General features: G+C 44.3%; 11 protein-coding genes and 1 tRNA gene. 6 read left to right on the forward strand and 6 right to left on the reverse strand.

The features are described 5' to 3' along the window. The 5 genes from ACKTR2_RS04465 to ACKTR2_RS04485 form a co-directional block, all read left to right on the forward strand. Positions 1 to 2454, forward strand: a 2454-nt coding sequence (locus tag ACKTR2_RS04465; RefSeq protein ID WP_407882926.1) for an LPXTG cell wall anchor domain-containing protein, incomplete at its 5' end; no start/stop codon positions are given. Positions 2455 to 2607: 153 nt separating this feature from the next. Continuing rightward, positions 2608 to 4170 (forward strand): glycosyltransferase, encoded by a 1563-nt coding sequence (locus ACKTR2_RS04470; protein ID WP_407882928.1) that lies wholly within the window; start codon positions 2608 to 2610, stop codon positions 4168 to 4170. Next, positions 4167 to 5714 (forward strand): glycosyltransferase, encoded by a 1548-nt coding sequence (locus ACKTR2_RS04475; RefSeq protein WP_407882930.1) that lies wholly within the window; start codon positions 4167 to 4169, stop codon positions 5712 to 5714. The genes ACKTR2_RS04470 and ACKTR2_RS04475 overlap by 4 nt, the downstream gene beginning before the upstream one ends. Before the next feature lie 35 nt (positions 5715 to 5749). After that, positions 5750 to 6217 carry a MarR family winged helix-turn-helix transcriptional regulator gene (locus ACKTR2_RS04480; RefSeq protein WP_407882932.1) on the forward strand — a complete coding sequence of 156 codons (468 nt, stop codon included), beginning with the start codon at positions 5750 to 5752 and terminating at the stop codon, positions 6215 to 6217. A 3-nt stretch (positions 6218 to 6220) separates the two neighbouring features. After that, on the forward strand, positions 6221 to 6670 hold the full coding sequence (locus tag ACKTR2_RS04485; RefSeq protein ID WP_407882934.1) for a MarR family winged helix-turn-helix transcriptional regulator: 450 nt from the start codon (positions 6221 to 6223) through the stop codon (positions 6668 to 6670). A gap of 152 nt (positions 6671 to 6822) precedes the next feature. Here the strand turns inward: ACKTR2_RS04485 and ACKTR2_RS04490 are convergent, their stop codons facing one another. The 3 genes from ACKTR2_RS04490 to ACKTR2_RS04500 all read right to left on the reverse strand — a co-directional run bounded on the left by ACKTR2_RS04490 (position 6823) and on the right by ACKTR2_RS04500 (position 9931). Continuing rightward, positions 6823 to 8391, reverse strand: a complete 1569-nt coding sequence (locus ACKTR2_RS04490; RefSeq protein WP_407882936.1) for a hypothetical protein — start codon at positions 8389 to 8391, stop codon at positions 6823 to 6825. 12 nt (positions 8392 to 8403) lie between these two features. Then, positions 8404 to 9678, reverse strand: coding sequence for a glycosyltransferase family 2 protein (locus ACKTR2_RS04495; protein ID WP_407882938.1), 1275 nt, complete (start codon positions 9676 to 9678; stop codon positions 8404 to 8406). Positions 9679 to 9859: 181 nt separating this feature from the next. Further along, a tRNA-Asn gene (locus tag ACKTR2_RS04500) sits at positions 9860 to 9931 on the reverse strand. Between the two features lie 186 nt (positions 9932 to 10117). Between ACKTR2_RS04500 and ACKTR2_RS04505 the strand changes: the two genes are divergently transcribed. Beyond that, positions 10118 to 10951 carry a mechanosensitive ion channel family protein gene (locus ACKTR2_RS04505; protein WP_407882940.1) on the forward strand — a complete coding sequence of 278 codons (834 nt, stop codon included), beginning with the start codon at positions 10118 to 10120 and terminating at the stop codon, positions 10949 to 10951. A gap of 148 nt (positions 10952 to 11099) precedes the next feature. Here the strand turns inward: ACKTR2_RS04505 and ACKTR2_RS04510 are convergent, their stop codons facing one another. Genes ACKTR2_RS04510 through ACKTR2_RS04520 form a run of 3 tightly spaced genes read right to left on the reverse strand, consistent with a single transcriptional unit; the run spans position 11100 to position 13511 of the window. Next, entirely contained in the window at positions 11100 to 11999 is a 900-nt protein-coding gene (locus tag ACKTR2_RS04510; RefSeq protein WP_407882942.1) for a polysaccharide deacetylase family protein, read from the reverse strand. Further along, positions 11980 to 12297: a hypothetical protein gene (locus ACKTR2_RS04515; RefSeq protein WP_407882944.1), complete on the reverse strand. Its 318-nt coding sequence runs from the start codon at positions 12295 to 12297 to the stop codon at positions 11980 to 11982. The genes ACKTR2_RS04510 and ACKTR2_RS04515 overlap by 20 nt, the downstream gene beginning before the upstream one ends. After that, on the reverse strand, positions 12297 to 13511 hold the full coding sequence (locus ACKTR2_RS04520) for a glycosyltransferase (RefSeq protein WP_407882946.1): 1215 nt from the start codon (positions 13509 to 13511) through the stop codon (positions 12297 to 12299). The genes ACKTR2_RS04515 and ACKTR2_RS04520 overlap by 1 nt, the downstream gene beginning before the upstream one ends. Positions 13512 to 13535: the final 24 nt, after the last annotated feature.

The raw sequence follows: 13535 nt of genomic DNA on the forward strand, positions 1-13535 counted from the left end.
GCCGCCGGTAGTTCCGATACCGCCAAAGGTAACAGCGAAATTGCCGCCGGTAGTTCCGACACGGCTAAAGGTAACAGTGAAATTGCCGCCGGTAGTTCCGACACGGCTAAGGGTAACAGTGAAATTGCCGCCGGTAGTTCCGATACCGCCAAAGGTAACAGCGAAATTGCCGCCGGTAGTTCCGATACCGCCAAAGGTAACAGCGAAATTGCGGCTGGCAGTTCTGATACGGCCAAAGGTAATAGTGAAAACCAAAATGCATCTGATTCAAATTGGTTGAATGCAGTAACGGATGCTAAGGCTGCGATTAACAACGCTGATGCGTCATCGGTCAAGGATGATCCGGCCGTTGTACAAGCAGAAAATGCATTAAAGAACTTATTGGCCACCGATCCAACCAGTACGACTGCGCAGATTGAACAAGCAGCTGCCGATTTAAATCGAGCTGTTGCAAATGCGCAAAAGCAAAATGATGCTTCAATTTCAAAACCAGCTGCAATTACTGATGCAAAGTCAGCAATCACTGGTGCTGATCAGTCTTCCGTTGCCAATGATTCCGCCGTCGCAGCCGCCAAAAAGCAGTTACAAAATGACTTGGATAACCCCGATAGCTCGGCCAAACAATTAGCAGATGACACAGCGGCGTTAACAAATGCAGTGGCCGACGCAGAAGCCAAGTTAGCCGCTAACGAAGGCTTGGCAGTGACGAATAGTGACGTTGCTAGTTCAGAAACAGCCAAAGGAAACTCAGACATTGCGAAGGGTTCTAGTGAAATTGCAACTGGTAACTCAGATATCGCCAAAGGATCTAGTGAGATCGCGGCCGGTAACTCAGATATCGCCAAAGGCAATAGTGAAATTGCAACCGGTAATTCAGATGTTACTAAAGGATCTAGTGAAGTCGCTGCTGGTAATTCTGATATTGCCAAAGGTAACAGTGAAATTGTCGCTGGTAATTCTGATATTACTAAAGGGAATAGTGAAATTGCCGCTGGAAGTTCCGATATTGCTAAAGGTAATGACGAGTTAAACCAAGCAGCTAGTGATATTGCCCAAGGTAATCATGATCTGAACAACGGTAGTTCTGAAGCAGCTGCCGGAACGTCTGATTATGCTAAAGGCGAATCAGAGTTAAATGCTGGTGACAATGCGGCCGGTCAATCAGATATGACCAAAGGGCTCAGTGAGTTGAACCAAGGCGCCTCTGATTTGGCTAAAGGTGCTAGTGAAGTCAACAAGGGTAAGTCTGAACAAGCCCAAGGCAATCAGGATATCACCAAAGGTAATAGTGAAATTGCCCAAGGTAAGTCTGATATTGCTACTGGTAATAGCGAAATTGCCCAAGGTAATTCCGACATTGCCCAAGGTAAGAGCGAAGTCGCTACTGGCAACGTTGATATTGCCAAAGGTAACAGTGAAATTGCCGTTGGTAAGTCTGACATCGCTAAAGGTAATAGTGAGGTCGCCACTGGCAATGCTGACATTGCCAAAGGTAACAGTGAAGTTACGCAAGGTAAGTCTGATATTGCTAAAGGTAATAGCGAGTTGAATGAAGCAAAGACGCCAGCTTGGGTCAGTGCAGTGACAGATGCAAATAACGCAATTTTAAATGCGGAACATTCAACAGTCACTAAGGATCCAGCTGTGGTTGATGCTGAAAACGCCTTGAAACAGTTATTGGCTCAAGATCCAGAAGCCAACGCAGACGCGATTGAAAAGGCAGCGGCTAAGCTAAATGATGCGATTGGCACTGCCCAGCGTCAACAGGCTGATCAAGCGACTGCTGTGCAAGCCAAGCAGGATGCAAACGCCGCGATGGTTAATGCCAAACAGTCCTCAGTTGCTGGTGATGCAACCGTTCAAGCTGACTTAAATGCTTTAAACAAGCTATTAAATGACCCTAATGCAACGCCAAAACAAATTGAACTGGCGACGGCCGATTTGAATCAAGCTGTTGCCCGTGCAGAAGCTGGTGACTCGACTTCTGGCTCTGGTTCAGAGGGTAACAACAGTTCCGAAGGCAACCAATCTTCTGAAGGTAACGATCATTCAGAGGGCGGCCAAACGTCCGAAGGTAGTGGCAACTCCGAAGGAAATGGGACTTCTGATGGTTCAAGTGTCGGTTCAAACACGGATCATACGAATAACAATGATACTACTGGAAGTCAAAACAATAATGGTGCTAATTCCAGCAACATGGGGTTTACCAATGCTGCACCGACAACTGTCAATGCTGCCAACCTTGGCAACCAACAGTTATCCGCAATGGGTTCCTCGAAGACGCCATTAACAGCTTCTTCAACTGGCTCCAACAAGGCTGGTCAAGGTAAGGATGCTGATGGGAACGATTTACCAAATACGGGCGCTGAAGCATCAGAGAATGGGTTGGCGATCTTAGGGATCAGTTTGGTTAGTTTACTAGCAGGACTTGGATTCCGTCGCCGTCAACACTAAACCGTCATTGGTGATCGATTGACATGAAAAGAGTGGGGTAACCCGCTCTTTTTTCGGGATATTAGTTCAGGCTGTGCAGTATTTAAGCGCGGAATAACCTTGAATCCTCAATAGATCACCACTGTAAGTGATTAAAAGGATGGTATTAAAGAAATGTTCTATTTTGTGAATAACACAGTGTTAGTAAATAACTCGGGGATTGAACATGCTCAATTTAAACGCTTGATTCTGTTTAAACATTTTCGGCAGCCGGCAAAGATTGTGACAACTGACTACAAACGCTTTCTCCACGATAATTTGCAGATGGCAGGGGTAGCTGATGATGACGTGATCAATATGTATGACTATTATCAACAGGCGCGAGCTGTGCCTGACCGCACCGTCGCCTACACGGATTTACTGTTGCCCACTTACGACGATGTTCAAACGGATGGTGGCAATCGGCGTTGCTTTTATCAAGGGCAGTTGGTGGCAGACGTTTCCTTTTGGCCAAAACGGCCTGGTTCAGTCTCAGCGGTGCGTTACTTTGACAAATTTGAGTACGCGATTCGGGAAGATTATTATGATGTGCGCGGATTTTTGTCGATGGTCGTTTTAAATGGTGCTGAAGGGAAAACGAGCACAGAATTAATGTTGACCCCGACTGGAGAAGTGGCTCTGGAGCGTCACTATCAGCGCAATCGGGCTGGTAATCGCAGTGAATCGGCAATTTTACTGTATTCACAGACTTCGGACACAGGCGTAAGGGTGTTTGCCGGTGAGAAAGAATTCATTGCGGCCTTTTTGGATGACCTCAATCAGGCCAATGAGGGTGAGACGACTGGTCCCAATGTATTCGTGATTGACCGTAATTTAACGGCAGATTGGGCCGCCTTGCACATGAAGACTCGTGCATTTAAACTCATGCATCTACACAATGCACAGGTCGCTGATACAAATGATGTGGATCATTCTGTTTTGAATAATAACTATGAATTTGGTTTAAGCAATGCCGCGGCGTGGAACGGGATTATTGCTGCCACACAGTTGCAGCGGACGGATGTGCTGAGACGTTTGCAAGATCAGCGGGCCAAGGTTTATCGGATTCCGGTTGGATATGTGACGATTCATGAGCAGCACACGGCCTCATTCGATGTTCAACGCGCTCAAGCACATCGAATCATTCAAGTCTCGCGATTAGTACCAGAAAAGCATCCAGCGGCGACATTGGCGGCATTTATTAAAGTGGCCAAACGTGATCCGCAAGCAACGCTAACATTTTACGGATATGGCGATGATGCGGTCGAACAAGCCTTGCGTGCGACGATTCATGAGCATCACTTGGATGATCGTGTGAAGCTTAATGGCTATACCAATGATATTGCTAGCGTCAATGCACAGGCGACAGTCGCTGTTTTACCAACTTCTGTCGAAGGATTTGGCCTATCAATTTTAGAAAGTCAGGCAGCTGGGTTACCGGTTATTACAACAAATGTTCGCTATGGGCCAGCTGAAATTGTTCAAGATCAACGTAGCGGTTATTTACTGGCGAGTCACCAAGAAGTTGATGAATTGGCTGATAAGTTGACCACTTTGCTAAAATCGCCAACCTTATGGCAACGATTACATGAAGGCGCTTTGGCGGCTAGTCAGAATTTTAGTGAAGAGGCTGTTTGGCAATGCTGGCAAAATGTGATCAAAGATGCGCAACAATTTTACGAGGAGGTTGTCCGATGAATTTCTTTTTGAATGATCAAATAGTGTTGCATAATTCGGGCATTGAACATGCTGAATTTGACCGGCTTCGGTTGTTTAATCGTAACGGTCAAACCGCTCAGATTGTAACTCGCAATTATTCTCGTCAAGTGACTTACTATCAAGAACAAGCCGGTCTGAAGGTCGGCGAATTACGCAATATGTTTAACTTTTTTCAAGAGGCTGAACAGACACCAGATCGGCCATTGAGTGATCGACAATTGCCGATTTTTAAAGGTTATGAAGTCACCCGTCACCAGAATTTCACCCAGATTTATGATGGTAGTCAACACATCGCGGAGATACGCTGTTTTACATACAGTCACAGTCGGGTGGACTGGATCCGTTACTTTGATCGTTTCGGGAACGTTTTGCATGTGGACTATTATGACTGGCGGGGGTTCTTGTCCATGACCCAGCGCTTTAATGGCGATGGACAGGTCAATGCGGAATGGATGTTTAATCCGCGGGGGAAACGTGTGTACGAATCATACTATCAGATCAATCCACAAACGAATCAACGGGAAAATTCCTTGCTGAAGCTGATTGATTACCACGGCCGTGATTTAAATTTTGCTAATTTGACGGAACTATTCCGATTCTTCTTAGATGAATTAAACCAGCAGACAGGCAAGCCTAATATATTTATCTCAGATCGCCGGATTGACCTTGACGAAGCCATGTTGACCATGCATACACCAGCAACCAAATTGGTGATGATTCACAGTACCCATTCGACGCAACCAGATAACCAAGTGACAGCACCCTTAAATTCTGTTTATGAAACAGCCCTAGTTGATCGTTTAGATCAAGTAGATGGCTTGATCGTGCAAACGCAAGCACAACGACAAGATTTGTTGCAGCGTTTAGCGATCTCAGTCCCGATCTATGTGATTCCTAGCATTGTATTGACACCAACTGAATTAAGCCACCGACCACGACCGTTAAATGATCGGCCGACTAACCGCTTGTTATGTGTTGCCCGGCGCTTTCCGGAAAAACGCTTAGATCAGGCGATCATTGCCTTAAAGCAGGTTCGCGAACGCTATCCGGATGCCACGCTTGAATTGCGCGGATATGGCACGGCTATCATCGATCAACAACTACACCAACTTGTCGATCAATTAGGCCTAGTCGATGCAGTCCAGTTTACTGATTACACGACTGATCTAACACCCGTGTATGAGTCTGCCCAGATTTTGCTATTAACCAGTGAAACGGAAGGCTTCGCGCGCGTCTTACCACAGGCCCAAGCCCACGGACTACCAATTATCGCTTATGACATCCACTATGGTCCCCGTGAGATTATTGATCAAACAACTGGTGTTTTGGTCAGTGATGGCAATGTGAGCGAATTAGCAACAGCGATTAATGAACTGTTAGCTCAGTCGAAGCGACGCCAATCTATGAGCCAAGCTGCCATTGACCACGCCCAACAGTATGGGCCGTTACCCATTTGGCGACATTGGCAGGAGCTATTAAGCGCGGTGACACAACCAGAAGGGCAGTCCTTGACTGATCGGTAATTAGGATGGATAAAAAAAGAAACATTCAATCAATAATGATGACAGATAAGTATGATGAAGTAGAACACCTTTGGGACCAAATTTATGTGACTGGTTTACATCAACTAACGAATTTGTTTGAAGAGCCAAGTAAAGCCATTTCACTCAGCTATAGTGAATTTCAACTGTTAGCGGCGATTGATATACAGCAAGGGGTCAGTTTGCACGAATTGGCCGCTCGTCGGCAAATTAGTCGGAGTCGACTATCGCAACTGATGGGCGCATTATTGCGTCAACAGTTGGTCGAACAGCACGTTGCCGCAACAGATCGGCGCATTCGAATTTTTACGTTGACGGAAACTGGTCGCCAAAGTTTGGCACAACTGCAAACAACTTATCACCACATTTTTGCGGAACTGCAGCTTGCCTGTGGTCCTACCCAATTGGCGGAAATGTTAAAGACGCTTCAGCAGATTCAAAATTATGTTGCGGAAGCGCAGTTACTAAGAAAAGCGGAGGACTAACTAGTGTCAGAAAAAGAAAGTCAATCAGAACTCTTAACGGCTATTAATGCCACGTATATGAAAGTTTATCGTCCACTGGATCAGCTGGTGCATACCTTTCCTCAAATGGCCGATCATTCGTTTCCTGTGGCCATGTTAATGTATGAAATTAGCCAGCACAAACAAATTACCGTGACGAGTTTAGCAAGCGCTAATCAGGTTAGTCTGTCATCGGTCTCAAGCCAAATTACCGGATTGATCAAGGAGGGATTGATCGAATCAGTACCCCAAAAAGTGGATCGACGAGTTCGAGAAATTCAGTTGACGGCTAAAGGTCAAGCGATTGAAGAACAGTTAGAAGCTTACCTGGCAAGCGCCTTTCAAGCGGTGGAGTTAGCACAAAATAAGCTGGACTTTAAGCAGATGATCAAGATTTTAACATCGTTAGCTGATCAAGAAGAATCGTTGGCCTAACACGATTATTCGCTGCTCAAAAAAGCGGCGAATCAATAGATAAAACGCAGGATATAAGTTAGTTACTTACCGACTTATACCCTGCGTTTTAGTTTATATTGCGTTAGATTTTATTTTGGTTGTCAATGGACCGTGACGGTCGAAATGAAGCGTTAGTGTTGATGCTGCGGTCGAATCATCGCACCACCATTTTGAATGACAAGAGAGGTTAATGTCAGTAAGGGGAGATACAAGACAATGTGATAGCGTCCTTGCACTTCAACAAGTAAGGATGCATAAAAGAAGCCTAGAAACAACAAGTTGTTGAATAACAGCAGGTTACGTTGTCGTGAAGATAGCCGTCGCCGTAATTGCGGCCAAAATAGGAGGCAAAGTTCGCCGACTAAGGGCACGACTAGCAAACCACTAAAACAAAAAGTTGACCATAATGTTAATAAATCACTTTGCTTGAAGAATTGACGTTGTTGAGCTCGCTGAATCTTTGTATGATGGGCAAAATTGTAATCTATCCAATCGAAACCATAGTCTTCATCTAGAAAGGCAGTTATTTTATTTCGCATAAAAATGGGCCAATCATGTTTTTGATTTAACTGACGGAGATGCTGTTTGGTTAGGCGATTAAGGTCATCAATGGCAGTCTGATCTGCCTTAGCACTGGCTTTAGGGCGCGACATTTGTGATATATGACGGTCTAAAACGGCTCTAACAGTTGTTGAATATGCGCCATTTGTTGCGGGATCAGTGCCCGTGGCAACGCTATAAGCTTGACTGACGCGATCTGGGGCGATAGTAATTCCATAAAATTTTGGTGTTAAGGCACCGACAAGCGTCAGGCTCATGACTGTTATCACCGTCATGAATCCCAAAATTAACCGTTGGCGGCGGTGGATGACACTACTGGATCGAGCTAAGCTACTAAAAATGAGGATCGCAATTAACCAAATTACGACGATTGGGCGTAGTGCATTTGCTAAGGTTGCCGCCACAACAGCCATCAGCAATGACATAATTTGGTCATTTCGATAACTGGTTACTGGCGGCATGATGACATTGAGTAATGCTAGGGTCGCGATTAACAATAATCCTATGAATAGAGGCTCGGCTCCATCAATGAGCGTGTAAAGCCAGTAAGCAGGCAACCAGTAGTAGCCTAACGCCACGGCAATGCCTAAGGAACGTAACTTGAGTCGTTGACCAATTTTAACAATGACCAGCATACTGACGAAAATCACGAGCGTGTTCGCGATTTGCAACACGCCGTAGTTAGCGCCAAAAATCGCTTCTGGCAGACTAAAGGCGGCGGCAATGTTTAGAACATGGGGAAAGACAAAGTTGTTAGCAATCAGGTGATGCTGCGACATTGCGACCCAAGACATGCCGTTTGCTGATAGGGCGGCAAAGTAATGGTAATTCCAAAAGTCTGAAGTTGGCCATGTTGGGATGGTCCGAATTGCGATGATTTTAATCACGATTAACGCGGCAAACGTTAACCATAAAGCGGCGTCACCACGCCGATTTAGCCAATGGGTGAGCAGCCAGACGATCCCGACCAAAAGTAAGCTTAAACCAGCGGATAGTAAGCCCAAATGCCAAGTGAACTGGTGCTTGGCCACGACTTGAGCTCGCCAGGTTCCCCAAAGTGTTAGGGTAAAAGTCAGGCAGGCGATTAGCATGATGAACCAATGAAACGTCATTAAGAATCTTTTTTTCTGGATTATCATAGGTACCTCCAATCAATTCGTTTTGGAGGCCACAACACTATGTGTCGTTTTCACCCAGGTGTGTCGACCACTCAGCTGCCGTCCAATGGCAATAAAAGGCACGATACTCATGATGATTAGATAAACTTGGAAGGAGACACTGAGCCATAATGCTGCTAAAAATGAAGGCATGCGAGTGACTTTGGCGTAGTTACGTTGATATTGCATGGCTAAGACAAAACAGATCATGACATTGAGAAACATAATTAACATGAGCGCCGGTGAAACCCAATGTTGTGGTGCTTGTGTCAGATATAGGCCGACTTGGGTGATGAGAACAATTAAATTGGTGATTGGGACCACGCAGGCAAGAAAAGGGGTGATTACCCATAAAGTTGTATCGACACGTTGGAATAAATTAACATAGTGGGATCGCCATAAACGAGGTAAGTAGGGTAAGCAGTCTAAGCCACCCTGGCACCAACGGATCCGTTGACGAATAAAAGGGCGCAGCTTGGTGATGCCTTCTTGGTGGACAATCACATTGTGCGTAAAAGCCGTTTGATAGCCATTTAGCCAAGCGCGAAGGGTGAACTCGAGATCTTCTAGTAAGCTATTTCCCCAAGGATTTTCAATAGCTAACCGCAACGTGACAAATTGACCATTGCCCGACGCAATTCCTTGACCTAATGAAGTTCGCAATTGTTGTGTTGAGTTATTCATACTCATAAATTCAAAGTCTTGAATGCGGGTTAACCAATTTGTTTGGTTGTAAATGGCGACAGCTGTCTGAATCATACTGAGCTTTGGATCAGCCTCAAAGTCAGCGATAAGGTGGGTGAAATCAGCTGCCGTCATAATCGCATCTGCATCGAGGATCCCAATGATGGTCATCGTATCGTCTAAGGTTGGGTAATGTTTTTGGATATGCTTAATGGCATGATTAAGCGCCGCGCCTTTTCCTTGACGGGCGGTAGGCGCCTGCCGATTAATAATCGTTAAGAATGATGAATCGATCGTTTGCAAAATCGCTAGACTATCATCATCTGAGTTATCATTAATTGCGATTATATGTGGCGTAATCGTGGCTGGTAATTCAGTAAATGTGTTAATTAAATTTGAAATAGTATGGGCGATGACTCCCGCTTCGTTGAGAACAGGGATAACAATAAATAAATGATACGGTGTAGCCCCTTTTTGCTCGAAGTGGACCAGTTGGCGCGCTTGATTGGTCAAAATAACGGTGATCAAGAAGTAACAATAGAAAGTAATTGAAATAACGGCCGCAACCGTGATGAGGGTTTTCACTTGATTTCCTCCAGCTTAAACGAATTCATTTTTTTGCAACTCATTTAAATATAAGCTGGCTAGTGGTTTGCTGGTGGCAGTGTTTCATATTGTGGATTGATTGTTCGAGCAAATAAAAAATGGCCTAATCACTAAATGCGAGTGATTAAGTCATCAAGGTTGTTACTTTTGGAGGTAAAGACTGCTCGGGTTGGAATCGAACCAACACATTCTCGATTAACAGTCGAGCGCAGTACCATTGTGCCACCGAGCAATAAGAAAAATATATCAATAAAGCAAGTTTATCAATAGGTTTATTAGAAGTCAATAAATAAAAACATGGATTTCACAGAAAAGGTCAATCCTTGAATACGAGCAGTTTAGTGGCCAAAAAAGTGCCGTAGACGATACGTGGCTGTGCTAAAGTGGTGAATAAAAGAACGAATGGTGGGGAACGAAGATGAATTTAATTTTAGCAAATAGTATTACGAATTACTTCAATCAATTCAGATGGCGTCAGATAGGTCCTCATTTGTTCGATGGTGTCTTACAAGTTATATTGTATTCAGTGTTATTTTGGTTGGTCAACCGTCTGGCCATTTTTTTGATTGATCGTAGTTTTGATACTTATATGAGTAACCGGCGGATCAATCAAAAGCGAGCCGAAACATTGCATACTTTGATTAAGAATACGACGCGTTACATTGTTGTTTTCTTCTATTTGTATACAATCTTGAGTGTTCTAGGTTTTCCAATCGGGACGCTCATTGCCAGTGCTGGAATTGTCACAGTGGTGGTTGGGCTTGGTGCTCAAGGAATCATTCGCGATGTCATTGCTGGGTTCTTAATCTTGATGGAACAACAAATGGAAGTCGGTGACAATGTCATCATCAATGATAAAGTTGCCGGTCGTGTTGTGGGGTTTGGCCTGCGGTTAACGACAATTAAGGACGCAGATGGTGGCATTAACTACATCACAAATAGCAGTATTACGGTCATCACCAATCAGTCACGTAATCACTTGCGCGTTCAGATTGATTTGCCAATCAAAACAGGAACCGCGACTAGTCAAGTCAATAAAGTTATCAAGCAAGTTAATGAGCGGTTATTACCCAAACATCCAGAAGTTGTTGGACGGGTTAGCGTTCAAGGACCAATCATCTTGCCAGCGACTGGGGGCTTGGCTGTCTCAGTGATCATGTTTGTTAAAAATGCTGAGGTTGATAACGTGCGGACCTTATTCACAACCAGTTACTTAACCGCATTGAGCCAAGCTGGTGTTGAATTAGGGTAGTCTATGGCGATCAAGTAGGTGGCCGTAATGAGCCTCAATTGAGCTTGGGACAAAACCAAAATCTAAATTTCACTTTCAACCTAAATAGCTAAAACGCGGGGCATAAGTCAAGTGCTTTCGCTTAACGACTCATGTCCCGCTCTCGAAATTATGCTGTTGTTTTTGGAGTGAGCCACTTGGTAATACTTGGCCAACTATTCGTGTTGATGATGACTCGGGGGGTTGATTTCAGATTTGTATGGGGTGTCACAATACCAGTGTTTAGCGTGTAAATCACCTGTAAAGGTTGCCGTTCGAGAAAGGCTTGTACTTGAATATCACCACTACCATACGGATAAGTGAAGATTGGTGTTTCGGCACCGATCTTTTTTTGCATGACATCTTGGCTAGTTGCATAGTCACGCTTGAATCGGCTAAATTGACTTGGTACGTTAAAAATTGGTGTGCCAGAGGCCGTTAAATAATGCATGTTGTTCGTGTGAACGCCAAAGGTGACAAGGTCTCCAGCAATTTTTTTCATTTTTAAAATCTGCGGCCACGTAGCTAATTTTGTTCCTGCCCGATATGCGCCAGTGTCCCCAGTAATAATGGAAACGGTAAAGGGATCGTGATATTTCATCATTACGGGAAGGGCATTATCAATCGTTGTCCGATCAATATCGTCAAACGTTAAGACGACATAACGATGCTTCAAACGCTGGTGGGACGTGGCCAATTGGATCATTTCAGCCGTTGAAATGACTTGAATGTGATGACGATGTAGATAAGCCATTTGTGCCTTGAAATCGTTCAAATTAACATTGAAATCGTGAAATTGACTATTGGATGACAAACGTTCATCTAAACGAACCGTGCGAGTGTTTTTTAAGACGCGGTGGTAACAAAAGACCATAATGCCCGACCGCATATTCTGGTCGTGGGTCGAGATGGCGTAGCTAGTTTTGTTTCCTAATTCAAATTTGATATTACGCTGCACGCTAATCCCTAAGAAGGCGAAAATTAAAATTAAGAAGCCAGCTAGTAACCATTTACGCATTGTTTTGCTCACGATCAAGGGCCCTCCTTTTCAACCGATTAATGTGAATCGTGCCGAAGAGTGTAATGAACCCAGCAACGACAATCACTAAGATGCCTAAGACTTTATAGAGATGTAATGATAAGTTTAAGACCAAGTAATCTGACACTAAATTATCAGAGTAAACGTTGAACAGAAAGCAAACATTGATGTAAATAATAAAACCCGTGACCAGCCATAGACCAATTAAGAGAATGGCTCGATATGCCATGGCGAAAAGTGAGGGACGTTTACGAATAATTAGTGTCGATTTTTGCTGTTTGTTTTTCATTACAACCCCCGATCTGGACTCCGCCATGTGCCAGTGTGGTGGGGGTCCAAGAAGAATGATGCCAGAGCGGTTAAGCAGCTGACTAAATTAATAAACCAGTAGAATACGATATAAATTGGTAATAAAAGCAGATCACGACCGGCAATGAAATCAGATTCTTTAGAATCCGCAAAACCGATGAGAAATTGCACAAGACTAATCAACAATAGGAGGAATAAAATGACGCCATCTAAGACGAGTGTTTGCGTAAACGCAATGGTGAAGACGTAAAAAAGGAGAACGAAGGCACAAGCAATCGCCCACGTGTCACTTAGAATCATATCAATTAGGAGGCCTTGAGCACTTAGAGGTCCACGAACAAACATCCCCTTGTTGCGCCACAGGACTTCAAAACCACCGCGAGCCCAGCGCTGACGTTGATGAATTAAAGCCCCAATGTGTTCAGGCACTAAAATCCACGCTACAGCCTGCGGACAATAACTAACATGCCAGTTGTGTTGATATAAACGCCATGTCACATCGATATCTTCCGTTAATGCTTCCTTATTCCACCAACCCACATCAGCCATTGCTTCAGCTCGGTAAGCAACAACCACGCCAGAAACAGTGGTGATGTGACCAGTAATAAAAGATTGACCGCGTTTGATAATATCAATGACCCCAATATATTCAAGTAATTCCAAACGGCCTAATAAGCTCGTTCGGTTACGGACAATTGGTTTGCCAGCGACGGCGCCCAAGCGATCATCGTCGTAAAATCGAGCTAGCATTGGTGTGAGGACGTCCTTGTCGACATAACAATCAGCGTCGAGACATAATAGAAACGCGCCATTCGCTTGTTTAGCGCCAATATTAAGTGCGTTCGCTTTACCTTGGTTAGGTGTAATCGGGACAATCTTAATTGGCATTCGATTGGCAAACTGATCAGCCAAAGTATGCATGACAGTTAAGGTGTTATCATCACTACCGTCATCAATGAGTAAAAGCTCAATGTTTTGGTAGTTCAAAGCAGCAACTGATTCAACGACACCGCTAAGGGTTTCACCTTCGTTATGGGCCGGAATGAGCACGGAAACGAGTTCACCTTTGCGTTTTGGGTGCTGATTGACTAACGGAACAGTCCGTTGTTGAATCGTAAAAAAGATCGAACTGATAATCCAGACAATTGAAATAATGACTGGATACAAAATGACGTAAGAACTAATTAAATTCATGAATTCCCCCAAGATATTTGAAGA

This window comes from Furfurilactobacillus curtus (genome assembly GCF_045862785.1).
Classification (GTDB): Bacteria; Bacillota; Bacilli; order Lactobacillales; family Lactobacillaceae; genus Furfurilactobacillus; species Furfurilactobacillus curtus.